The sequence below is a fragment of the Bradyrhizobium sp. Cp5.3 genome (genome assembly GCF_000426265.1).
Lineage (GTDB): Bacteria > Pseudomonadota > Alphaproteobacteria > Rhizobiales > Xanthobacteraceae > Bradyrhizobium > Bradyrhizobium neotropicale.
Genome location: NZ_AUFA01000025.1, coordinates 35,274 through 57,889, shown reverse-complemented (window position 1 = coordinate 57,889; position 22,616 = coordinate 35,274). Strand labels below are relative to the sequence as shown.

Genomic DNA, 22,616 nt, shown 5'->3' with positions numbered 1-22,616 from the left:
AGGTGCAACATGACGCCAAATTAAAGGCACCGCGTTCTGTCGCCAGTTCGTCGCACGTCACGATGCCGCGATTCCGACCTGCCGCATCGCGGAATTGACAGGGGTCATGTCGCGCCAAGCGTCACTTTGGTTCCTGCCCTCAGCGCATACCGGCCATGAACACGGCTCGCTGAGCCGTGACTTCGGAACTCCGCGCTTCACTAGCCGAATACTTACCCAATTCTAAAGGTGCCAGGTAATGACTTCGTTTTACAGTATTCGTAAGTATTTATTGAGTTAACAAATCGTTAAAGCCGAAAATTATGAAACATTCCTCGAATACCGGTTCGAGTAACAAGATGTTTCAGTCGGGCGCATACCGGAACTACTGCCCAATTCACGCCGCATTGCGCAACGAAACGCCAAATCGCTCACAAACTGATGGGGGCTCCACTGGCCACATATGTGGCAATACTAGCGTAGGGACCACTAAATGCTGTCATTCAAGACGCTGGGGTATGTAACTCGGCCGAACACGGCGATCGCTTTTGTCGCCGCAACTCTCATCGTCGGTGGAACTGCCACCGAGGCATCCGCCAAATCCAGGCATCACCACCATCACCGCCACCACGCCCAGAACGAAGGCAATTCGGACTGGCGCAATGCCAACGCGTCGATGAACCCGACGTCCGGCACCGGGCACAGCTTCTCCGGCATGGCTTCGTTCTACGGCAACGAGTCCGGCAGCCGGACCGCGTCGGGCCAGCGCTTCAACCAGAACGCAATGACCGCGGCGCACCGTTCGCTGCCGTTCGGCACCAAACTGCGCGTGACCCATGGCGGCCGCAGCGTGGTCGTGACCATCAATGACCGTGGCCCGTTCGTTCGCGGCCGTGTCCTCGACCTCTCTACCGGCGCAGCCCGCGCCATCGGCCTCACCGGTGCCGGCGTCGGCCGCGTCACCGCGGAAGTCGTCTCCTAACGGCGCGCATCCAGCGCCCCTCATCACAAGCGCAGCACCAGGTAATGTCCGCCAGGACGTGAGCGACCTGATGCGCGCGTGAAACAAGCCCGCCGTCTTGGGGGACGGCGGGCTTTTCTTATCGTGTTCCGTCATTCCGGGGCGCGACCAACGGGTCCGCGCGAAGCGCGGCCCGATGACAGGCTCCGTCACGAGCCCGGAATGACGGTTGAGGATGGGGTAGCAGCTCTACAAAAAGCTCTGCGGGTCGACGTCGACCTCGAGCTTCAGATTGCCCTTCGGCTTCGGGCTGACGGCGAGCCAGTTGCGCAAATAGTCCGACAGGTCGAAGCCACGCGCCGATTTCACCAGGATCCGAAAGCGGTAGCGGCCCTTGATCACGGCGAGCGGTGCCTCCGCCGGTCCCAGCACCACCACGCGCTCGTCGCGCGGGGCGAGCGCAACCAGCCTGCGTCCGAAACCTTCGGCGGTCGGGCGGTCGCCCGCGGAAATGATCAGGCTCGCGAGCCGCCCGAACGGCGGATAGAGCGTGCGCTCGCGCAGCTCGATCTCGCTGTCGTAGAAGGCCTCGCGGTCGCAGGCGATCAGCGCCTTCATCACGGGATGATCGGGCTGGTGCGTCTGCAAGTACCCGACACCGCGGCCCTGCTCGCGCCCGGCGCGGCCGATCACCTGGTTGAGCAACTGCCAGGTGCGTTCGGCCGCGCGCGGATCGCCATTGCTGAGGCCGAGATCCGCATCGACCACGCCGACCAGATTGAGCCGCGGGAAATTGTGGCCCTTGGCGACGAGCTGCGTGCCGATGATGATATCGACGCGGCCTTCCGCGATCTCTGCAAGCTCGGACCGCATCGTCTCGATCGAGGTGATGAGATCGCTCGACAGCACCATGGTTCGTGCCTCCGGGAACAGCGCCCCCGCCTCCTCCTGCAACCGCTCGACGCCGGGGCCGACAGCGACCAGCGATTCCTCCGCTGAGCAATTCGGACAGAGATGCGGGCGCGGCATCGAGAAGCCGCAGTGATGGCAGACCAGCCGCTGGCGGAAGCGGTGATCGACCAGCCAGGCATCGCAGATCGTGCAGGCGAAGCGGTGGCCGCAGGCGCGGCACAGTGTCAGCGGCGCGTAGCCGCGGCGATTGAGGAACAACAGCGCCTGCTCGCGCCGTTCGATCGCGGTTTTGATTTCGCCGGCGAGCCGCGGCGAGATGAAGCGGCCGCGCGCGGGCGGTTCGCGGCGCAGATCGATCGCCTCGATATGCGGCATGTGCTGGCCGCCGAAGCGCGAGGGCAGCGCGATGCGCTGATAGCGGGCCTTGCGCGCATTGACCTCTGATTCGACCGAGGGCGTCGCAGACGCCAGCACGATCGGAATCTTTGCGATATGCGCGCGCACCACCGCCATGTCGCGGGCGTGATAGTGCACGCCGTCATCCTGCTTGTAGGCCTGGTCGTGCTCTTCATCGACCACGATGAGCCCGAGATCGGCATAGGGGAGGAACAGCGCCGAGCGCGCGCCGACGACGACCGGCGCACTGCCTTCGGAGATCGCCGCCCAGTTGCGCGCGCGGGTGCGTGGCGTCAGCTCGGAATGCCATTCCAGCGGCCGCACGCCGAAGCGCCGCGCGAAGCGGTCGAGGAACTGGCCGGTGAGCGCGATCTCCGGCATCAGGATCAGGCATTGCTTGCCGCGCCGGATGGCCTCCGCAACGGCCTCGAAATAGACCTCGGTCTTACCCGAGCCGGTGACGCCGTCGAGCAGGGCGACGTGGAAGGTGCCGTTGGCTGCAAGCGCGCGCATCGCATCCACTGCGGCACGCTGCAGCGGCGAGAAATCCGGCCGGCCATAGGCGGGATCGGGCGCCGGCGGCGGTGGAGGCGGCGGCAGCGGCTCGACCGTGAGCGTGCCCTCGTCGACCAGACCGTCGATCACGCCGGACGATACGCCGGCTTCCTTGGCGGCCTCCGACTTGCCATGCAGCAGCCGGTCCGACAGCACTTCGATCACGCGGCGCCGTGCCGGCGTCAGCCGCTTGGGGGGATCGCCGACCAGGCGCACGCCGGCACGCACCCGCTCGGGGCCAAGGTTTTCGCCCATGCGCAGGCACATCCGCAGCACCATGCCGCGCGGGCTCAGCGTGTAGTTGGCGACCCAGTCGACCACCGAGCGCAGCTCGCCCTTCAGCGGCGGGAGATCGAGCTTCTCGCTGACATCCTTCAGGCGGTTGTGCAGGCGCGGATCGGGATTGGCATTTTCCGCCCAGACCACCGCCAGCACCTCGCGCGGGCCGAGCGGCACGCCGACGAGATCGCCCGCCTTCAGCTCCATGCCGCGCGGCACCTTGTAGGAATAGGTCTGGTCGAGCGCGACCGGCACCAGCACGTCGACCATGCGGGTCGCGCTGGCGGAGACGGTGCTGTTGCGCGGCGAATGATCCATGAACGAGCTTGATGAACGGGCTTGATGAACGGACTTGGGCGGAGATCTTGGGCGAAAGAATCGGAACTCTGGGCCGTCAGGCTAGCGCCGCCGGGCAGCCTTAGCGAACGATAAACGGGTGTGATGCGATATACTGTGCGGAATCATCGCGTCCAGAGCCAAATCCAGGCCTTATGAGCAAAGCCGCCGCCCCGAGAATCGAGCTTGCCAGCGCCGATGCGTCGATCGCGCAGGAGATGGCGCGCTGGCTGTCGCATCTCGGCGCCGAGCGGCGGCTGTCGCCGAAGACGCTGGAGGCCTATGCACGCGACTTGCGGCAGTGCCTGGATTTCCTCTGCAGCCATTGGGGCGAGCGCGTCACGCTTGATCGCTTCGCCGCGCTCGAAGCAACTGACGTCCGCGCCTTCATGGCGATGCGCCGCGCCGACGACGTATCCGGCCGCAGCTTGATGCGGGCGCTGGCGGGCCTGCGCTCCTTCGGCCGCTTCCTCGAGCGCGAAGGCAAGGGCAAGGTCGGGGCGCTGTCGGCGATCCGTGCGCCGAAGGTGGCCAAGAGCCTGCCAAAGCCGCTGCCGATGGCGTCCGCAAAGCGCCTCACCGACGCCGACGAGCGCGCCGGCGAGGAGCGCGAGACCTGGATTTTGGTGCGCGACGCAGCGGTGATGGCGCTGCTCTACGGCTCGGGCCTGCGCATCTCCGAAGCGCTCGGCCTGAAGCGCCGCGAGGTGCCGCGGCCGGGTGAAGGCGACGTGCTGGTCGTCACCGGCAAGGGCAACAAGACCCGCATGGTGCCGGTGCTGCAGAACGTGCTGGCGCTGATCGACGAATATGTCGCGATGTGCCCGCATTCCCTGCCGCCGGAGGGCCCGATCTTCGTCGGCGCGCGCGGCGGTCCCTTGAGTCCGCGCATCATCCAGCTCGCGATGGAGCGGCTGCGCGGCGCGCTCGGTCTGCCGGACAGCGCGACGCCGCACGCGCTCCGGCATTCCTTCGCCACGCATCTTCTGTCACGCGGCGGCGATTTGCGCGCGATCCAGGAATTGCTCGGCCATTCCTCGCTCTCGACCACGCAGGTCTATACCGGCATCGATTCCGAGCGCCTGCTCGAGGTCTATGCCAGCGCGCATCCGCGGCGGTGAAAGCTGACACGAGGCTGTCATAACGCGCTTGCCCCTTGCGCGGCTCTCGCTGTTCGGTCAATCGTAGCGAGCGACACCAGGAGGGAAATATGAGCGCACATGAAAGCATGGAGCATGCCGAGCACGCCGAACACGCGTCCGGCGAGAACCGCAAGATCGCGCTTCTGATCGCGGTGCTGGCACTGTTCCTTGCGATCTCGGAGACGCTCGGCAAGGGCGCGCAGACCGAAGCGATCAGCAAGAACGTCGAGGCCGCCAACCTCTGGGCCTTCTTCCAGGCCAAGAGCATCCGCCGAACCGTGGTGCAGACCGCGGCCGAGCAGGGCAAGCTCACGCTGGGGTCTTCGGCCGATGACGCCACCAAGGCGGCGGTGCAGAAGCAGATCGATGATTGGCAGAAGACCGCGGCGCGCTACCGCTCCGAGCCCGAGACCGGCGAAGGCACCGAGCAACTCGCCGAGAAGGCCAAGCACGCCGAGCACGAGCGCGACGAGGCGTCTGCGAAATATCACCACTTCGAGCTTGCGTCCGCAGCCTTCCAGATCGGCATCGTGCTGGCGTCGGCCACCATCATCACCGGCATGTTCGCACTCGCCTATGTCAGCGGCATTCTCACGCTCGCCGGCCTCGTCATGACCGCACTCGGCCTGTGGTGGCCGCATCTGTTGCATTTGCACGGGTAGGTACGGTCGCACCCAACTCTACCGTCGGCTCGGCGCTCAGCGCGCTTCGTGCACGCTCTTGCGGAAACGCTGGATCAGGCGGAGCGTGCGCGAGGACCAGCCTTCGCCGTTGCCGGTGATGAGCTCCTTGATGCGCCGCTTGATCGGGTCGACGAGCTCGGAAGCCTTGGCGCGCAGCTTCAGGACGAGCTCATAGAGCCGCTCGAACCAATGCATCTCGAGAAGCTTGTCGCGCGTCACGTCGAAGACGAAGGCGGTGACGCCGACGCCGAGCATCTTCGCGAACAGGATCGTGAAAGCCGCGCTGAACCAATAGTCGTGCGTGAGCAGCCACAGCCCGACAAGCTTGAGCGGAAACAGCGGGACGACCGGCACGGCAAACACGATCAGCGTCATGGCCGGCGACAGCGCATCGACGCGCTCCGTCAGCCATTGCTTGAATCGCGCAAGCGGGATCGCTGCGACAACCCGCGCGACGATCGGCTCAAGGTGGTCCCACAGCCAGGCTTCGATCAGGAAGATGATCGCCAGCAGGACCCAGACCGGTTGAAGTAGGCGGCGCAGCATGTGTTGTCCCGTCCGATTCGGCTCGGGGCGTCGCCTACATATGGATGGCCCGCTTGCCGACTGCAAGCGCGGCTTCCTTGATGGCTTCCGAGCGGGTCGGATGCGCGTGGCAGGTGCGGGCGAGATCTTCGGCGCTGCCGCCGAATTCCATGAGAACGGCCGCTTCATGGATCATTTCACCGGCTTCGCGGCCGACAATGTGCACACCGAGCACACGATCGGTCTTCGCATCTGCGAGAATCTTCACGAAGCCGTCGGTGGTCTGATTGACCTTCGAGCGGCCGTTGGCGGTAAAGGGAAACTTGCCGACGGTATAAGCCACGCCCGCCTGCTTCAATTCCTCCTCGGTCTTGCCGACGGCGGACACTTCCGGCGTGGTATACACGACGCCTGGGATAACGTCGTAGTTCACGTGGCCCGCCTGGCCCGCGATGATCTCTGCAACCGCAACGCCTTCATCCTCGGCCTTGTGCGCGAGCATCGGGCCTGCGACGACATCGCCGATGGCATAGACGCCCTTGAGGCTGGTGGCGAAGTGCGGATCGATCTGCACGCGGCCGCGATTGTCGAGCGCGACGCCGGCTTCCTTCAGGCCGAGACCGTCCGTGTAGGGCGTGCGGCCGATGCAGACCAGCACGACGTCGGCCTCGATCGTCTCGGCGGCGCCGCCGGCGGCCGGTTCGATCTTCACGAGCAACGCCTTGCTGTTCGCTTCGACGCCGGTGACCTTCGAGCCCAGCTTGAATGCAAATCCCTGCTTTTCAAGGATGCGCTGGAATTGCTTGGCGATCTCACCATCCATGCCGGGCAGGATGCGATCGAGGAATTCCACGACCATGACTTCGGACCCGAGTCTGCGCCACACCGAGCCGAGCTCGAGCCCGATCACGCCGGCGCCGATGACGAGCAGCCTGCCTGGCACCTTCTCCAGCGACAGCGCGCCGGTCGACGACACGATGCGCTTCTCGTCGATCTCGACGCCCTTCAACCGCGCGATGTCCGAGCCGGTGGCGATGACGATGTTCTTCGTCTCCACAACTTGCGCCTTACCGTCGGCGGATACTTCCACCTTGCCGGTGCCGAGGATCTTGCCGGTGCCCTTCAAGACATCGATCTTGTTCTTCTTCATCAGGAACTCGACGCCCTTGACGTTGCCGTCGATGCCCTGCTGCTTGAAGTTCATCATCGACGGCAGATCGAGCTTCGGCGCCGAGACCGACACGCCCATCTTGGCGAAGGAATGCCCGGCCTCCTCGAACATTTCGGAAGCGTGCAGCAGCGCCTTGGAGGGCATGCAGCCGACGTTGAGGCAGGTGCCGCCGAGGGTGGGGTTCTTTTCCACCACGGCGACTTTCATGCCGAGCTGGCTTGCGCGCACCGCGCAGACATAACCGCCCGGTCCGGTGCCGATGACGACGAGATCGTAGGTAGCCATGAGAGGAAGTCCCGTAGGTTAAGCGTGAGGAGACGTGTCAGCGTCCGCCGGACACGTCGAGAATGGCGCTAGTGACGTAGGAGGCATCGTCCGACATCAGCCAGACGATGGCGTTGGCGATTTCCTCGGCGGTGCCGACGCGCTTCATCGGCACCAGATGGGCCAGACGATGGGCGCGGTCGGGCTCGCCGCCGGCGGCGTGAATTTCGGTGTCGATCAGGCCGGGGCGGATGCCCGCAACGCGGATGCCTTCGCCCGCGACCTCATAGCCGAGGCCGACAGTGAAGGAATCGATCGCACCCTTGGAGGCGGCATAGTCGACATAGGTGTTGGGCGCGCCGAGCTTGGCGGCGACCGACGACAGATTGACGATGACGCCGCCCTTGCCGCCATGCTTGGTCGACATCCGCTTCACCGCCTCGCGCGCGCAGAGGATGGAGCCGGTGACGTTGACGGCCATCACGCGCTGGATGCGCTCGGCCGACATCTCGTCGACGCGCACGCCGCTCTTGCCGACGATGCCGCCATTGTTGACGAGCGCACCCAACGTGCCGAACTTGTCTGCCGCCTTGAACAGTTCGAGGATATCGCTTTCCTCGGCGACATCGCATTTCACCGCGATGGCCTTGCCGTTGCGGGCCTCGATCTCGGCGACCACCTCGTCGGCAGCCTGCTTGTTGCTGGCATAGCCGATGACGACGCGAAAGCCGCGCGCGGCCGCGGCGATCGCGGTCGCCCGCCCGATGCCGCGGCTGCCGCCGGTGATGATCGCAACCTTATCCGTCACGTTCGCCTCCATGTACATACGCCGTCGCCTGTGCAGGCGACGGCGCCTTCAAGACATCAGCGATCAGAGGTCGAGCACCAGGCGCGCCGGATCTTCCAGGCTCTCCTTGACGCGGACCAGGAAGGTGACGGCTTCCTTGCCGTCGATCACGCGGTGATCATAGGACAGCGCCAGATACATCATCGGGCGGACCTCGATCTTGCCGCCGACGACCATCGGCCGCTCCTGGATCTTGTGCATGCCGAGGATGCCGGACTGCGGCGCGTTCAGGATCGGCGTCGACATCAGCGAGCCGTAGATGCCGCCATTGGTGATGGTGAAGGTGCCGCCCTGCATCTCGTCGATCTTGAGCTGGCCGTCACGCGCGCGACGACCGAAATCGGCGATGCCCTTCTCGATGTCGGAGATCGACTTGTGGTCGCAGTCGCGCACGACGGGCACGACGAGACCCTTGTCGGTGCCGACGGCGACGCCGATGTGGTAGTAGTTCTTGTAGATCAGGTCGGTGCCGTCGATCTCGGCGTTGACGGCCGGAATGTCCTTCAGCGCCTGCACGACGGCCTTGGTGAAGAAGCCCATGAAGCCGAGCTTGGCGCCGTGCTTCTTCTCGAACGCATCCTTGTAGTGGGCACGCAGCGCCATGACGTTGGTCATGTCGACCTCGTTGAAGGTCGTGAGCATCGCGGCGGTGTTCTGCACGTCCTTCAGACGGCGCGCGATGGTCTGGCGCAGGCGGGTCATCTTGACGCGTTCTTCGCGCGCGGCGTCATCGGCCGGCGACGGTGCGCGCACCTGAACGGCGGCAGCCGGCTGGTTGACCGGGGTCGGCGCGGAAGCCGCACGCTCGATCGCAGCGAGCATGTCCCCCTTGGTGACGCGGCCGTCCTTGCCCGAGCCCGGAACGGTCGAGGCATCGATGCCGGTCTCTGCGGAGAGCTTGCGCACTGACGGGGCGAGCGGGGCATCGGCCGGCGGCGCCTTGGGCGCGGCCGGGGCAGCAGGAGCCGCTGCGGCGGCAGCCGGGGCAGCCGCGGACTTGGCGGCCGGCTTCGCGGCGCCAGCACCGTCGGTGATCTGTCCGAGCAGCGCGCCGACGGCAACCGTTGCACCATCAGCGGCGATGATCTCGCTCAGCGTGCCGGCGGAGGGCGCGGGGACTTCGATGGTGACCTTGTCGGTCTCGAGCTCCACCAAGGGCTCGTCGACGGCGACGGGATCGCCGGCCTTCTTGAACCAGCGGCCGATGGTGGCCTCGGTGACGGATTCGCCGAGCGTCGGCACACGAATTTCAGTCATGGTCTTTTCCTTAAGGAGATCGCCAATGCGGTCGAGAATTTTCAGGCGTCATCGGCCGGCGAAAAGCAGGCCATCCAGCGAGCCGGGACGTTCGCAGTCACGACGTACTGGATGCCCCGCTTGCGCGGGGCATGACTCGGTTCAAAAAGTTCAGCTCAATGCTTCGTCCAGGAACGCCTTCAGCTGCGCCTGGTGCTTCGACATCAGGCCAGTGGCGGTCGCGGCGGAAGCGGCGCGCCCGACATAGCGCGGACGCCGGCTCACGCCGTTCACCTGGTTCAGCACCCATTCCAGATAAGGCTCGATGAAGTGCCATGCACCCATGTTGCGCGGCTCTTCCTGGCACCAGATCACTTCCGCCTTCTTGAAGCGCGACAGCTCGACGACCAGCGCCTTCAGCGGCACCGGATAGAGCTGCTCGACGCGCATCAGATAGATGTCGTCGATGCCACGCTTCTCGCGCTCCTCGTAGAGGTCGTAATAGACCTTGCCGGAGCAGAGCACGATGCGGCGGATTTTCTCGTCCGGAACGAGCTTGATCGGCTCGTCCGGCAGCATCTGGGCGTCATCATAGAGGATGCGGTGGAACGTCGTTCCCTTGGCGAGCTCCTCGAGCCGGGACACCGCACGCTTGTGGCGCAGCAGCGACTTCGGCGTCATCAGGATCAGCGGCTTGCGGATCTCGCGGTGGAGCTGGCGCCGCAGCACGTGGAAGTAGTTCGCCGGCGTTGTCGGATAGACCACCTGCATGTTGTCTTCGGCGCACATCTGCAAATAACGCTCGAGACGCGCCGAGGAGTGCTCCGGTCCCTGGCCCTCATAGCCGTGCGGCAGGAGGCAGACGAGGCCGGACATGCGCAGCCATTTGCGCTCGCCCGAGGAGATGAACTGGTCGAACACGACCTGCGCGCCGTTGGCGAAGTCGCCGAACTGCGCTTCCCAGAGGGTCAGCGTGTTCGGCTCGGCGAGCGAATAGCCGTACTCGAAGCCGAGCACCGCCTCTTCGGACAACAGCGAGTTGATGACCTCGTAATGGCCCTGCTCGGTGCCGAGATGGTTGAACGGCGTGTAGCGGCTCTCGTCCTCCTGGTCGATCAGGACCGAATGGCGCTGCGAGAAGGTGCCACGCTCGGAGTCCTGTCCGGAGAGACGCACATGGTGGTTTTCGAGCAGCAGCGAGCAGAACGCCAGGGCCTCGCCGGTCGCCCAGTCGATGCCGTTGCCGCCGTCGATCGCCTTCGAGCGGTTGTCGAGGAAGCGCTGGATGGTGCGGTGAACGCGAAAACCGTCCGGCACCTTGGTGATCTTGCGGCCGATGTCCTTCAGCACGGCGGTATCGACGCCGGTGACGCCGCGCCGCGCATCCTCTTCCTGGTCGGCGATCTTGAAGCCGGACCACTTGCCGTCGAGCCAGTCGGCCTTGTTCGGCTTGTAGGAGGTGCCGGCCTCGAACTCGGCGTCCAGCCGCGCGCGCCAGTCGGCCTTGAGCTTGTCGACCTCACCCTCCGTCACCACGCCTTCGGCGATCAGGCGCTTGGAGTAGAGCGTGAGCGTCGAGGGATGGGCCGCGATCCGCTTGTACATCACCGGCTGCGTGAAGGCCGGCTCGTCGCCCTCATTGTGGCCGTAGCGGCGATAGCACCACATGTCGATGACGACAGGCTTATGGAATTTCTGCCGGAACTCGGTCGCGACCTTGGCCGCGAACACCACGGCTTCCGGATCGTCGCCGTTCACGTGGAAGATCGGCGCGTCGATCATCTTCGCCACATCCGACGGATAGGGCGAGGAGCGCGAGTAACGCGGATAGGTGGTGAAGCCGATCTGGTTGTTGACGATGAAGTGCACGGAGCCGCCGGTGCGGTAGCCCTTCAGGTCCGACAGGCCGAAGCATTCCGCGACCACGCCCTGGCCGGCGAATGCGGCGTCGCCATGCATCAACAGCGGCATCACCGAGATGCGCATGTCCGGCGGATCGCCGTGCTGGTCCTGCTTGGCGCGGACCTTGCCGAGCACGACGGGGTCGACGATCTCGAGATGCGAGGGGTTCGCGGTCAGCGACAGATGGATGCGGTTGCCGTCGAACTCGCGGTCCGAGGACGCGCCGAGATGGTACTTGACGTCGCCGGAGCCTTCGACCGCGTCGGGATTGGCCGAGCCGCCCTTGAACTCGTGGAACAGCGCGCGGTGCGCCTTGGCCATCACCTGGGTCAGCACGTTGAGACGGCCGCGATGCGGCATGCCCAGCACGATCTCCTTCACGCCGAGATTGCCGCCGCGCTTGATGATCTGCTCGAGCGCGGGGATCAGCGACTCGCCGCCGTCGAGGCCGAAGCGCTTGGTGCCGGTGAACTTGGTGTCGCAGAACTTCTCGAAGCCTTCGGCTTCGACCAGCTTCGTCAGGATGGCGCGGCGACCTTCGGGAGTGAACGAAATCTCCTTGTCCGGTCCCTCGATGCGCTCCTGGATCCAGGCCTTCTGCGCGGCATTGCTGATATGCATGAACTCGACGCCGAGCGTCTGGCAGTAGGTGCGCTCGCAGATCGCGGTGATCTCGCGCAGCGTGCCGTATTCGAGGCCGAGCACGTGATCGAGGAAGATCTTGCGGTCGAAATCGGCTTCGCTGAAGCCGTAGGTGCGCGGGTCGAGTTCCTCGCGATTCTTCGGCGCCTCGATGCCGAGCGGATCGAGCTTGGCGTGGAAGTGGCCGCGCATGCGGTAGGAGCGGATCAGCATCAGGGCGCGAACGGAGTCGCGCGTCGCCTGAAGCACGTCGGCGGAGGTGAGGTCGGCGCCCTTGGCTTGAGCCTTGGCGGCAATCTTGCCGCCGATCGCCTTCTCGACTTCCGCCCAGTTGCCGTCGAGCGCCGAGGTCAGGTCGTCCTGCGGCGTCAGCGGCCAGTTGGCGCGCTCCCAGGACGGACCCTCGGCGTTCCTGCGGACGTCGTCGGGCTGGTCCTTCAGGCTCTTGAAGAACTCCTGCCACTCGGCGTCGACCGAGGACGGATCCTTCTCATAACGGGCGTAGATTTCGTCGATGTAGGTGGCGTTGGTGCCCTGCAAAAAGGAAGAGAGGGCAAAGGCTGCGTTCGCGTCCTGGCGAGACATACTTGAGTTCCTGGCGATTTCGGTTCGCGCATAACAAACGGCGCTGGCGTCGAGCTCCCCGGCAGAGGCTCGACGCGACAGGCACCATTTACCCTATTTGCTGCGAAACTTCGCCCGGAAAAGCACGAAGAACTGAATTAGCCTTTCAATTTTTCGGCAAGCGTATGTCCGAGGCGGGCCGGCGACGGAGAGACGGTGATTCCGGCCGATTTCATCGCTTCGGTCTTGGAATTGGCGTCGCCCTTGCCGCCGGAGATGATTGCACCGGCATGGCCCATGCGGCGGCCGGGAGGTGCGGTCACGCCGGCGATGAAGCCGACCATCGGCTTCTTGCGGCCGCGCTTGGCCTCGTCCTTGATGAACTGAGCGGCGTCCTCCTCGGCGGAACCGCCGATCTCGCCGATCATGATGATCGATTCGGTCTTGGGGTCGGCGAGCAGCATCTCCAGCACGTCGATGAACTCGGTGCCCTTGACCGGGTCGCCGCCGATGCCGACCGCGGTGGTCTGGCCGAGGCCTTCCTGGGAGGTCTGGAACACGGCTTCATAAGTCAGCGTGCCGGAGCGGGAGACGATGCCGACGCTGCCGGTCTTGAAGATGTTGGCCGGCATGATGCCGATCTTGCACTCGCCGGCGGTCATGACGCCCGGGCAGTTCGGTCCGATCAGGCGCGACTTGGAGCCGGCCAGCGAGCGCTTCACGCGGACCATGTCGATCACCGGAATACCCTCGGTGATGCAGACGATCAGCGGGACCTCGGCGTCGATGGCCTCGCAGATCGCATCCGCCGCGCCCGGCGGCGGCACGTAGATCACGGACGCATCCGCGCCGGTCTTCTGGCGCGCCTCGCGCACGGTGTCGAACACCGGCAGGCCCAGATGCGTCGAGCCGCCTTTGCCCGGCGAAGTGCCGCCGACCATCTTGGTGCCGTAGGCCATCGCGGCTTCAGAGTGGAAGGTGCCGTTCTTGCCGGTGAAGCCCTGGCAGATGACCTTGGTGTTCTTGTCAATCAGGATGGACATGAGGTCTGCTTTCGCGAAACTAACAGAGTGAGAGGTCAGTGGATGCGGCGATAGACACCGGTGAGCACGTCGGCCCAACCTTCCGCGTCCGGCGAGAACTGGATCTTCAACGAGTAGGAATTGTCGTCGATGATCTCGTAGACGTGGCGCGCATTGCCGCGCAGCGAGCCACGCACCAGCGTCAGGGTCTTGCCGACCCACCCGCCGGAGGCGGGCGAGGGCGGCGTGTAGCCGAGCGAGTCGTACCAGAACAATTTGTAGGTCCGGTCGTCGCGATCGTAGGTGAAGATGCCGTGGGTGGCGAAGATCTGCTTGCCGTCGCGCATCTGGACGCTGTCCTGGATCAGGTAGAAGCCGTTGAGATCCATGCGCGCCACTGTGCGTGAGGTCGCCGGCCCGCCGGCGGTCCAGCGCGACGGGAAGACCATCTCCTCGCCATTCCATTCGCCGGCGAACGCGGCAAGGCGCGCGTGCTCCGGCAACGGGGATGATGCGGCGAGATGGTCTTGGGTCATGGCCTTAGCCTCCCTTGACGGCCTTCACGATCTTCTGCGCGGCGTCATCGAGATTGTCGGCCGGCACCACGTTCAGGCCGGATTCACGGATGATCTTCTTGCCGAGCTCGACGTTGGTGCCTTCGAGGCGAACCACCAGCGGCACGGTGAGACCGACCTGCCGCACCGCAGCCGTGACGCCCTCGGCGATCACGTCGCACTTCATGATACCACCGAAGATGTTGACGAGGATGCCCTTCACGTTCGGGTCGGCGGTGATGATCTTGAAGGCGGCCGCGACCTTTTCAACGCTGGCGCTGCCGCCGACGTCGAGGAAGTTCGCCGGCGCCATGCCGTAGAGCTTGATGATGTCCATGGTCGCCATGGCAAGACCCGCGCCGTTGACCATGCAGCCGATGTTGCCATCGAGCGCGACGTAGTTGAGGTCGTACTTGGAAGCCTCGATTTCCTTGGCATCCTCCTCGGTCTCGTCGCGCAGCGCGAGCACCTCGGGATGACGGAACAGCGCGTTGTCGTCGAACGACACCTTGGCGTCGAGCACGCGGAGCTGGCCCTGCTTGGTCACGACCAGCGGGTTGATCTCCAGCATCGACATGTCCTTGGCGACGAAGGCCGCGTAGAGCTGCGCGGTAAGCTTTTCGGCCTGCTTGGCGAGATCGCCGGACAGGTTCAGCGCTTTCGCAACCGTGCGGCCATGGTGGCCCATGATGCCGGTCGCCGGATCGACCGAGAAGGTGACAATCTTCTCGGGTGTGTTGTGCGCGACGTCCTCGATGTTGACGCCGCCCTCGGTCGACACCACGAACGAAACGCGCGAGGTCTCGCGGTCGACCAGGATCGAGAGGTAGAATTCCTTGTCGATGTCGGAGCCATCCTCGATGTAGAGGCGGTTGACCTGCTTGCCGGCAGGGCCGGTCTGCACGGTCACGAGCGTGGCGCCCAGCATCTGCTTGGCGTACTCGGCAACCTCGGCGGCCGACTTGGCGATGCGGACGCCGCCCTTGTCGCCGGCTGAGGCTTCCTTGAACTTGCCCTTGCCGCGGCCGCCGGCATGGATCTGGCTCTTCACCACCCACACCGGACCCGGCAGGGCCTTGGCCGCGCCCTCGGCGTCGGCGGCCTTCAGGACAGGAACGCCCTTGGAGATCGGCACGCCGAACTCGTTCAGCAGCGCTTTGGCCTGGTACTCATGGATATTCATATCGTCGCTCCCTGAACCCGCGGGCGGTGACCCCATGGGCCCACCTCAGTCTTGTGGCTGGCATACCATATACCACAGGAACTGCAACCCGGATTCTTCAATACGTTCGAGATCTCTGGACTGCGAAATCACTGACTTGCCCGGATCCCGCCCAGCCGGGCCCCGGAAATGAAACCGCCGAAGACCGGTTTTTCGATCTTCGGCGGGGATTGTTGCCTTAGCGGCCGAGAAGATCGGGTGCGATCTTCTTGCAGGCATCGACCAGACCCTGCACCGCGCCGACCGACTTGTCGAAGGCCTCGCGGTCTTTGCCGGCGAGCTCGATCTCGACGACCCGCTCGACGCCCTTGGAGCCGATGACGACGGGCACACCGACATACATGTCCTTCACGCCGTATTCGCCGTTGAGGTAGGCGGCGGAGGGCAGCACGCGCTTCTTGTCGCGCAGATAGCTCTCGGCCATCGCGATCGCCGAGGCGGCCGGAGCGTAGAAGGCCGAGCCGGTCTTGAGCAGGTTGACGATCTCGGCGCCGCCGTTGCGGGTGCGGTCGACGATCTCGTCGAGGCGCGTCTGCGAGGTCCAGCCCATCTTGACGAGGTCGGGCAGCGGAATGCCGGCGACGGTGGAGTACTTCACCAGCGGCACCATGGTGTCGCCGTGGCCGCCGAGCACGAAGGCGGTGACGTCCTCGACCGAGACGTTGAACTCATCGGCCAGGAAGTAGCGGAAGCGCGCCGAATCCAGCACGCCGGCCATGCCGACGACTTTCTTGTGCGGCAGGCCCGAGGCCTTCTGCAACGCCCACACCATCGCGTCGAGCGGGTTGGTGATGCAGATGACGAAGGCGTCGGGAGCGTACTTCTTGATGCCGGCGCCGACCTGCTCCATGACCTTGAGGTTGATGGAGAGGAGATCGTCGCGGCTCATGCCGGGCTTGCGCGGCACACCGGCGGTGACGATGCAGACCTTGGCGTTGTCGAGCGCCTCATAGGAGTTGGCGCCGGTGTAGTGCGCGTCGAAGCCGTCGACCGGCGAGGACTGCGCGATGTCGAGCGCCTTGCCCTGCGGCACGCCCTCGGCAATGTCGAACATCACCACGTCGCCCAGCTCTTTCAGGCCGATGAGATGAGCCAACGTTCCGCCGATCTGGCCGGAGCCAATCAAAGCAATCTTGTCGCGCGCCATGTGAACCTGTCCTTTAGACATCCGAAGGAGGAGGGGAAAACTGAGACGGGTGGTTATCCCTTTCGCCTCCCCCGTTCAAGTCGCCGGATGCTCAATTGTCGGGCTTGCCGATGCCTGGGGCACGCAGCCCCGTCATCCGGGGCACGCGTCGGCGCAAAGCCCGGAATCCATCGGGCAACAGAGCGCGCTGATGAATGGATTCCGGGCTCATCGCTCCCGGGCCGCGCTTTGCGCGGTCCCGTCGCGACGCCCCGGAATGACAGCGCTGGCAAATAGGACTTAAGTCTCCACCAGCCCCTTGGTGGAGCCGCTGGCGGTGGAATCCTTGCGGCCGTGAGGCAGCGCCAGATAGGATTCCGAGCTCATTTCGATCAGGCGCGAGGAGGTCCGCTTGAACTCGTTGGCCTCGTTGCCTTCGCTCGCCAGATACAGCGACACCGGATTGGCTTCGGCCGAAGCCATCAGCTTCACGGCATTGTCGTAGAGCGTGTCGATCAGCGTGATGAAGCGCTTGGCGGCGTTGCGCTGGGCGAAGTCCATTACTGGAATATGGTCGACCAGGATGGTGTGATAGTCGTGCGCGAGCCGAAGATAGTCGGACGCGCCGAGCGGCTTCTCGCAGAGATCGGCGAACGAGAACCGCGCCACGCCGTGTGCCGAGCACGGCACGTGCAGGATGCGGCCCTTGATCGAGATGTCGCGCGATTTGCATTTGGCGCCGCCGGTCATCTTGGTCCAGGCGCGATTGAGCGCCGCGTCCGCGTCGCCATCCGCCGGCGTCAGCCACATCGGCACGCCCTGGAGCTTTTCCAGCCTGAAGTCGGTGCGTGCATCCAGCCGCAGCACGTCCATGTGATCGGTGATCTGCGCGATGAATGGCAGGAACAGCGCGCGGTTCAAGCCGCCCTTGTAGAGATCGTCGGGCGCGACGTTGGAGGTCGCGACTACCACCGTGCCGAGCTCGAACAGCTTTGCGAACAGGCGGCCGAGGATCATCGCGTCCGCGATGTCGGTGACGTGGAATTCGTCGAAGCAGAGCAGCCAGCTCTCCTCGAAGATCGCATTCGCGGTCAGCGCGATGACGTCGCCATCGGCGATCTCACCGCGCGCAATACTCTGGCGATAGTCGTAGATGCGCTCATGCACGTCTGCCATGAACTCGTGGAAATGCGCGCGCCGCTTGAGCTCGACCGATGAGTGCTGGAAGAACAGGTCCATCAGCATGGTCTTGCCGCGGCCGACCTCGCCATGGACGTAGAGGCCGTGCGGCGCCTCGTCCTTGTCGCCGTTTCTGAACAGACGGCCGAGCAGGCCCTGCTTGCGCTGAGGCTTGTAGTTCGCAAGCCGCTGGTCCAGCGCCGCATAGGCCTCGGCAACCTCGGCCTGCGCCGCATCCGGCTCGATCGCGCCGGACGCGATCTCGGCCTGGTATTCTGCGCGGAACAATGAATTTGGAGTGGAGAGCATGGCTCTTTACCGCCAGAGACGGCGGCAAATTGCAAGCCGAGAATTGGTGCGAGAGGTATGCGCTTTTTCTCCCTCTCCGCGTCCTTGCGGGGAGAGGGAAGAGATCACGCGCAAAGGTCGTAGGAATCCTCGACCACGTACGGGCCGCCGCCGGTCGAAGCGCGCGAGGAGAACAGCACGAAGCGGTCTGCGGTGAAGATCTTGCTCGGGAAGTAGCCGCGCACCGAGAGATAGTCGGCGACGTCCTGGCTCGAAGCGTCGTGCAGCCGCGCCAGCGTGACATGCGGAATGAATTTGCGGCCCTCGGGATCGAGACCGATCCGCTGCATCATCCGCTCGAGCTCGGCCTGCAGCTCGATCAGCGGCCTGCTCGGCTCGATGGCGGCGACGACCGCGCGCGGCTTGCGGCCGCCGAAGCTCGTCAGCCCCTGCACCTTCACCTCGAACGGTTTGCGGTTGACCCGAAACAGCATCGAGGCGATCTCGTTGGCGGAGGCGCCGTCGATATCGCCGATGAAACGCAACGTGACGTGATAATTTTCGGGATCGATCCAGCGGGCGCCAGGAAGGCCACCCCGCAAATTGGAAAGCGTGTGGCCGACCTCGGCCGGGATTTCCAGACCCGTGAACAAACGCGGCATCGTTCATCTCCCGATGCTGGGTACAGTCCCTGAGCAGGACCATATCCGAATTAGAGCCGGTGACGAATCACCGGTAACCTGATTCCTATCGCAGTTGTGTGACTCTGCGAAGCTCGACGCGTGCCACCCCGGGAAAACCCTGGGAATTAGGGTTAGCGCTGCCTGCATTTCAACGGCGTTGCTCGCTTATCGTGCCAAGGAATGCCTCCACGGTGGGCATCATATTCTTGACGATGATGTCGACGCCGGCCGCGGTCGGATGGATGCCGTCGGCCTGGTTGAGCTTGGCGTCGGCCGCAACGCCTTCGAGGAAGAACGGATAGAGCGGCACGTCGAATTTCTTCGCCAGATCCGGATAAATCGAATTGAAGCGCGCGGCATAGTCGGGGCCGTAGTTCGGCGGCGCCAGCATGCCGCAGAGCATCACCGCGATCTTGCGCGCCTTCAGCCGCGCAACGATGTCGCTCAGCGCCGCCCGCGTCAGGTCAGGGTCGATGCCGCGCAGCGCATCGTTGGCGCCGAGCTCGATGATGACGCCCTCGGTTCCCTCTGGCACCGACCAGTCGAGCCGGTCACGCCCCCCGGAGGAGGTGTCGCCGGACACCCCGGCATTCGTCATGTCGACGCCTACACCTTTGTCTTGCAAGGCTTTTTGGAGCCTTGCCGGGAACGCCTCCTGGCCCGGCAGGCCGAGCCCGGCGCTCAAGGAATCGCCGAGGACGACGAGCCTGATCGGCTTGGCCGCGTCCGCGGCGGCGCTGGTTGCCACCGTCATCAAAGCGACCATCAACACGGCTATGTGCATGAAGAATCCGCAACGCCTCTCGACCGAGCGAGCGGAGTTGCCATATGACCGGACCATGGACAGTCGCATCGAATCCTCTTCGCTCGCCGGCACCGCGCCGGACACCATCGCCATCTCCAACGTCAATCTCTCATTGGGCACGGGCGCGGCACGCGTTCACATCCTCAAGGATATCAGCCTGCGCGTCGCCTCGGGCGAGACGATCGGCCTGATCGGCCCGTCAGGCTCGGGCAAATCCACGCTGCTGATGGTCATGGCGGGGTTGGAGCGTCCTGATAGCGGAGAGGTGGTGGTCAACGGCACGCCTTTCAATGCCCTCGACGAGGATGCACTCGCCCGCTTCCGCGGACGTGAGGTCGGCATCGTCTTCCAATCCTTTCATCTGATCCCGACCATGACGGCGCTGGAGAACGTTGCCGTCCCGCTCGAACTCGCGGGTAATCCCGACGCTGCGACACGCGCGGCGCAGGAGCTGCGGTCAGTCGGGCTCGGCGACCGCCTGCATCACTATCCGTCGCAGCTCTCCGGCGGCGAGCAGCAGCGTGTCGCGCTCGCCCGCGCACTGGCGCCCGATCCCGCGATCCTCGTCGCCGACGAGCCGACCGGCAATCTCGACGAGGCGACCGGAAAGCAGATCGTCGATCTGCTCTTCACCAAGCATGCCGAGCGCGGCATGACGCTGGTGCTGGTCACGCACGATTCCTCGCTCGCGCATCGCTGCGATCGCGTGATCCGCCTGCGCTCCGGGCGCATCGACACGCAGCATTCGCCAGCATGAGCGCCGCAGCCGAACGTTTCGCGCCCCCCAATGGTGCCGCGCTGTCGCTGCGCTACGCGTTGCGCGAATTGCGCGGAGGCCTGCGTGGCTTCTACGTCTTCATCGCCTGCATCGCGCTCGGCGTGATGGCGATCGCCGGCGTCGGCTCGGTCTCGGCGAGTCTCAGCGACGGTCTTGCGCGCGAGGGCCGCACGCTGCTCGGCGGCGACGTCTCCTTCGTGCTGTTCCAGCGCGAGGCGAAACCCGAGGAGGTCGCGTTCCTGCGCTCGCGCGGCACCGTCTCCGTCGCGGCCACGCTGCGCGGCATGGCGCGCTCGGCAGAGGGCAAGCTCGCACTGGTCGAGATGAAGGCGGTCGACGACACCTATCCCATGCTCGGCCAGTTGACGCTGGCGCCACCGATGCCGCTGTCCGATCTGCTTGCGGAGCGCGACGGCGCGTATGGCGCGGCCGCCGATCCGACGCTGCTGGCGCGGCTCTCCCTCAAGACCGGCGACCGCGTCACCATTGGCGCGGCGACCTTCCAGATCCGCAGCACGGTCGAGGCCGAGCCCGACAAGCTTGCCGGTGGTATCGGCTTCGGCCCGCGCTTCCTGATCAGCGAGGCGGCCCTGCGCGCCACCGGCCTGATCCAGCCCGGCAGCCTGGTGCGCTGGGTCTATCGGGTGAAGCTGCCGGACGCGGCCAACAGCGATCGCGCCACCGAGGCCTTCATCGACGACGCGCGCAACGCCGCGCCGCAGGCCGGCTGGGAGATTCGCAGCCGCTCCAATGCCTCGCCGCAGCTCGAGCGCAACATCAACCGGTTCACGCAGTTCCTCACTCTGGTCGGCCTTGCCGCGCTGCTGGTCGGCGGCGTCGGCGTCGCCAATGCCGTGAAGAGCCATATCGATCGCAAGCTCGAGGTGATCGCGGCCTTCAAGGCCATCGGCGCCACCGGCCGCGACGTGTTCGGCATCTATCTCGCGCAGGTGATCCTGCTTGCCGGGATCGGCTCGGTGATCGGGCTGGCGCTGGGCGCCGCGATGCCTTTCGCCATCGTCGGCCTGTTCGGGAAACTGCTGCCGCTGCCGGTGGTGCCGGCCGTGCACGCCGACGAGCTGGCGCTGTCCTTCGTCTACGGCCTGCTGACCGCGCTCGCCTTCGGCCTGTGGCCGCTCGGGCGCGTGCATGACGTGCCGGTCGCAGCGCTGTTCCGCGACACCATCAGCGCCGAATGGCACCGGCCGCGCTGGCGCTATCTCGCCTTCATGGGCGCGGTGATCGCCCTGCTCGTCGCGGTCGTGATCGGCCTGTCCTTCGACAAGCGCATCGCCGCGGTGTTCGTGCTCTCCTCCGTCGTCGTGTTTGCGCTGCTGCGCGGTATCGCCGCGTTGCTGATGGCGATCGCGCGGCGGCTGCCGCGCACGCGGCTACCGATGCTGCGGCTTGCCATCGCCAACATCCACCGGCCGGGCGCACTGACGCCGTCCGTCGTGCTGTCGCTCGGGCTCGGCCTCGCCGTGCTCGTCACCATCACCCAGATCGACGGCAATCTGCGCCGGCAGTTCCTGGCCGCGCTGCCGGACCGGGCGCCGTCGTTCTACTTCATCGATATTCCGAGCACGCAGGCCGCGCAGTTCGACGATTATCTCCACCAGATTGTACCGGGCGCGAAGGTCGAGGACGTGCCGATGCTGCGCGGGCGCATCGTCGCGGCGCGCGGCGTCCGCGCCGAGGACCTCAAGCCCACGACCGATTCCGAATGGGTGCTGCAAAGCGACCGCGGCCTGACCTATACCGGGGAACTGCCGAAGGGCTCCAAGGTGGTCGAGGGCGAGTGGTGGGGCGCCGACTATTCCGGCCCGCCGCTGGTCTCGATGGAGAAGAAGATCGCCGACGGGCTCTCCTTGAAGATCGGCGATGAGGTCGTGGTCAACGTGCTCGGCCGCGACATCCCGGCCAGGATCGGCAATCTGCGCACCATCGACTGGCAGGGGCTCGGCATCAATTTCGTCCTGGTGTTCTCGCCGAACGCCTTCAAGGGTGCGCCGCACACCCATATCGCGACCCTGACGGAAGCGGGTGGCGATGCGAAAGGCGATGGCCAGATCATCAAGCAGGTTGCGGACGCCTATCCGATGGTGACGAGCGTGCGCGTGCGCGAGGTGATGGAGACGGTCGGTTCCGTCGTGACCAACCTCGCGCTGGCGATCCGCGGCGCCAGCGCCGTGACGCTGATCTCGGCGATCCTCGTCCTGGGCGGCGCGCTCGCCGCCGGCCATCGTCACCGGGTCTACGATGCGGTGATCCTGAAGACACTGGGTGCGACACGGCTGCGGCTGCTCGGCGCCTATGCGCTGGAATACCTCCTGATCGGGCTCGCCACCGCGGTGTTCGGCGTGTTCGCCGGCAGCATCGCGGCCTGGATGATCGTGACGCGGCTGATGACGTTGAGCTTCGTCTGGCAGGCCGGCAGCGCGGCCGGCGTGGTCGCGGCCGCGCTGGTCGTCACGGTCGGGCTGGGGCTCGCCGGCACGCTGCTGGCGTTGAACAAGAAGCCCGCCACGGTGCTGCGGAATTTGTGACAAAATGTAGCGGGTGGTC

At 65.3% G+C, this 22,616-nt stretch carries 18 protein-coding genes; 5 read left to right on the top strand and 13 right to left on the bottom strand.

Annotation, left to right across the window (positions count from 1 at the left end; translation table 11 throughout):
* Window positions 1-472: 472 nt before the first annotated feature.
* Window positions 473-961 carry a septal ring lytic transglycosylase RlpA family protein gene (locus K289_RS0127755; RefSeq protein WP_027554500.1) on the top strand — a complete coding sequence of 163 codons (489 nt, stop codon included), beginning with the start codon at window positions 473-475 and terminating at the stop codon, window positions 959-961.
* 228 nt (window positions 962-1,189) lie between these two features.
* Here K289_RS0127755 and K289_RS0127750 read toward each other — a convergent pair whose 3' ends face one another.
* The gene (locus K289_RS0127750; protein WP_027554499.1) at window positions 1,190-3,400 is read right to left on the bottom strand and encodes a primosomal protein N'; all 2,211 of its coding nucleotides are present in this window, start codon (window positions 3,398-3,400) and stop codon (window positions 1,190-1,192) included.
* A 173-nt stretch (window positions 3,401-3,573) separates the two neighbouring features.
* On the opposite strand from K289_RS0127750, the gene K289_RS0127745 reads away from it, so the two are divergent.
* Window positions 3,574-4,539 carry a tyrosine recombinase XerC gene (locus K289_RS0127745; protein ID WP_027554498.1) on the top strand — a complete coding sequence of 322 codons (966 nt, stop codon included), beginning with the start codon at window positions 3,574-3,576 and terminating at the stop codon, window positions 4,537-4,539.
* Between the two features lie 89 nt (window positions 4,540-4,628).
* On the top strand, window positions 4,629-5,222 hold the full coding sequence (locus tag K289_RS0127740) for a DUF4337 domain-containing protein (RefSeq protein WP_027554497.1): 594 nt from the start codon (window positions 4,629-4,631) through the stop codon (window positions 5,220-5,222).
* Between the two features lie 36 nt (window positions 5,223-5,258).
* Here K289_RS0127740 and K289_RS0127735 read toward each other — a convergent pair whose 3' ends face one another.
* From K289_RS0127735 to K289_RS0127680, 12 genes are all read right to left on the bottom strand, one after another.
* Window positions 5,259-5,789, bottom strand: coding sequence for a hypothetical protein (locus tag K289_RS0127735; protein WP_027554496.1), 531 nt, complete (start codon window positions 5,787-5,789; stop codon window positions 5,259-5,261).
* A 34-nt stretch (window positions 5,790-5,823) separates the two neighbouring features.
* Window positions 5,824-7,224 carry a dihydrolipoyl dehydrogenase gene (gene lpdA / locus K289_RS0127730; RefSeq protein WP_027554495.1) on the bottom strand — a complete coding sequence of 467 codons (1,401 nt, stop codon included), beginning with the start codon at window positions 7,222-7,224 and terminating at the stop codon, window positions 5,824-5,826.
* Window positions 7,225-7,261: 37 nt separating this feature from the next.
* Window positions 7,262-8,023 carry an SDR family oxidoreductase gene (locus tag K289_RS0127725; RefSeq protein WP_156918218.1) on the bottom strand — a complete coding sequence of 254 codons (762 nt, stop codon included), beginning with the start codon at window positions 8,021-8,023 and terminating at the stop codon, window positions 7,262-7,264.
* Window positions 8,024-8,074: 51 nt separating this feature from the next.
* Entirely contained in the window at window positions 8,075-9,307 is a 1,233-nt protein-coding gene (odhB, locus tag K289_RS0127720; protein WP_027554493.1) for a 2-oxoglutarate dehydrogenase complex dihydrolipoyllysine-residue succinyltransferase, read from the bottom strand.
* 150 nt (window positions 9,308-9,457) lie between these two features.
* Window positions 9,458-12,415, bottom strand: coding sequence for a 2-oxoglutarate dehydrogenase E1 component (locus tag K289_RS0127715; protein ID WP_027554492.1), 2,958 nt, complete (start codon window positions 12,413-12,415; stop codon window positions 9,458-9,460).
* A gap of 137 nt (window positions 12,416-12,552) precedes the next feature.
* The gene (gene sucD / locus K289_RS0127710; RefSeq protein ID WP_027554491.1) at window positions 12,553-13,437 is read right to left on the bottom strand and encodes a succinate--CoA ligase subunit alpha; all 885 of its coding nucleotides are present in this window, start codon (window positions 13,435-13,437) and stop codon (window positions 12,553-12,555) included.
* Between the two features lie 35 nt (window positions 13,438-13,472).
* Window positions 13,473-13,952 (bottom strand): DUF1579 family protein, encoded by a 480-nt coding sequence (locus K289_RS0127705; RefSeq protein ID WP_027554490.1) that lies wholly within the window; start codon window positions 13,950-13,952, stop codon window positions 13,473-13,475.
* Window positions 13,953-13,956: 4 nt separating this feature from the next.
* Window positions 13,957-15,153: an ADP-forming succinate--CoA ligase subunit beta gene (sucC, locus tag K289_RS0127700; protein WP_027554489.1), complete on the bottom strand. Its 1,197-nt coding sequence runs from the start codon at window positions 15,151-15,153 to the stop codon at window positions 13,957-13,959.
* Between the two features lie 217 nt (window positions 15,154-15,370).
* The gene (gene mdh, locus K289_RS0127695; RefSeq protein ID WP_027554488.1) at window positions 15,371-16,339 is read right to left on the bottom strand and encodes a malate dehydrogenase; all 969 of its coding nucleotides are present in this window, start codon (window positions 16,337-16,339) and stop codon (window positions 15,371-15,373) included.
* 279 nt (window positions 16,340-16,618) lie between these two features.
* On the bottom strand, window positions 16,619-17,806 hold the full coding sequence (gene zapE, locus K289_RS0127690) for a cell division protein ZapE (protein WP_027554487.1): 1,188 nt from the start codon (window positions 17,804-17,806) through the stop codon (window positions 16,619-16,621).
* 104 nt (window positions 17,807-17,910) lie between these two features.
* Window positions 17,911-18,447, bottom strand: a complete 537-nt coding sequence (gene thpR, locus K289_RS0127685; protein WP_027554486.1) for an RNA 2',3'-cyclic phosphodiesterase — start codon at window positions 18,445-18,447, stop codon at window positions 17,911-17,913.
* A gap of 169 nt (window positions 18,448-18,616) precedes the next feature.
* Window positions 18,617-19,252: an arylesterase gene (locus tag K289_RS0127680; protein ID WP_027554485.1), complete on the bottom strand. Its 636-nt coding sequence runs from the start codon at window positions 19,250-19,252 to the stop codon at window positions 18,617-18,619.
* 55 nt (window positions 19,253-19,307) lie between these two features.
* On the opposite strand from K289_RS0127680, the gene K289_RS0127675 reads away from it, so the two are divergent.
* Window positions 19,308-20,030, top strand: a complete 723-nt coding sequence (locus K289_RS0127675; protein ID WP_027554484.1) for an ABC transporter ATP-binding protein — start codon at window positions 19,308-19,310, stop codon at window positions 20,028-20,030.
* Window positions 20,027-22,597, top strand: a complete 2,571-nt coding sequence (locus K289_RS0127670) for an ABC transporter permease (protein WP_027554483.1) — start codon at window positions 20,027-20,029, stop codon at window positions 22,595-22,597. Before K289_RS0127675 ends, K289_RS0127670 begins: the two co-directional genes overlap by 4 nt.
* The last annotated feature ends 19 nt before the right edge of the window (window positions 22,598-22,616 follow it).

What these genes read in the sequence shown, in the direction of transcription:
- K289_RS0127750 (WP_027554499.1), bottom strand. Translation starts at nt 3,400, where the DNA reads ATGGATCATTCGCCGCGCAACAGCACCGTCTCCGCCAGCGCGACCCGC.
- odhB (WP_027554493.1), bottom strand. Translation starts at nt 9,307, where the DNA reads ATGACTGAAATTCGTGTGCCGACGCTCGGCGAATCCGTCACCGAGGCC.
- K289_RS0127745 (WP_027554498.1), top strand. Translation starts at nt 3,574, where the DNA reads ATGAGCAAAGCCGCCGCCCCGAGAATCGAGCTTGCCAGCGCCGATGCG.
- K289_RS0127680 (WP_027554485.1), bottom strand. Translation starts at nt 19,252, where the DNA reads ATGCACATAGCCGTGTTGATGGTCGCTTTGATGACGGTGGCAACCAGC.
- K289_RS0127705 (WP_027554490.1), bottom strand. Translation starts at nt 13,952, where the DNA reads ATGACCCAAGACCATCTCGCCGCATCATCCCCGTTGCCGGAGCACGCG.
- sucD (WP_027554491.1), bottom strand. Translation starts at nt 13,437, where the DNA reads ATGTCCATCCTGATTGACAAGAACACCAAGGTCATCTGCCAGGGCTTC.
- K289_RS0127755 (WP_027554500.1), top strand. Translation starts at nt 473, where the DNA reads ATGCTGTCATTCAAGACGCTGGGGTATGTAACTCGGCCGAACACGGCG.
- sucC (WP_027554489.1), bottom strand. Translation starts at nt 15,153, where the DNA reads ATGAATATCCATGAGTACCAGGCCAAAGCGCTGCTGAACGAGTTCGGC.
- K289_RS0127740 (WP_027554497.1), top strand. Translation starts at nt 4,629, where the DNA reads ATGAGCGCACATGAAAGCATGGAGCATGCCGAGCACGCCGAACACGCG.
- K289_RS0127715 (WP_027554492.1), bottom strand. Translation starts at nt 12,415, where the DNA reads ATGTCTCGCCAGGACGCGAACGCAGCCTTTGCCCTCTCTTCCTTTTTG.
- mdh (WP_027554488.1), bottom strand. Translation starts at nt 16,339, where the DNA reads ATGGCGCGCGACAAGATTGCTTTGATTGGCTCCGGCCAGATCGGCGGA.
- K289_RS0127725 (WP_156918218.1), bottom strand. Translation starts at nt 8,023, where the DNA reads ATGGAGGCGAACGTGACGGATAAGGTTGCGATCATCACCGGCGGCAGC.
- K289_RS0127735 (WP_027554496.1), bottom strand. Translation starts at nt 5,789, where the DNA reads ATGCTGCGCCGCCTACTTCAACCGGTCTGGGTCCTGCTGGCGATCATC.
- zapE (WP_027554487.1), bottom strand. Translation starts at nt 17,806, where the DNA reads ATGCTCTCCACTCCAAATTCATTGTTCCGCGCAGAATACCAGGCCGAG.
- K289_RS0127675 (WP_027554484.1), top strand. Translation starts at nt 19,308, where the DNA reads ATGGACAGTCGCATCGAATCCTCTTCGCTCGCCGGCACCGCGCCGGAC.
- lpdA (WP_027554495.1), bottom strand. Translation starts at nt 7,224, where the DNA reads ATGGCTACCTACGATCTCGTCGTCATCGGCACCGGACCGGGCGGTTAT.
- thpR (WP_027554486.1), bottom strand. Translation starts at nt 18,447, where the DNA reads ATGCCGCGTTTGTTCACGGGTCTGGAAATCCCGGCCGAGGTCGGCCAC.
- K289_RS0127670 (WP_027554483.1), top strand. Translation starts at nt 20,027, where the DNA reads ATGAGCGCCGCAGCCGAACGTTTCGCGCCCCCCAATGGTGCCGCGCTG.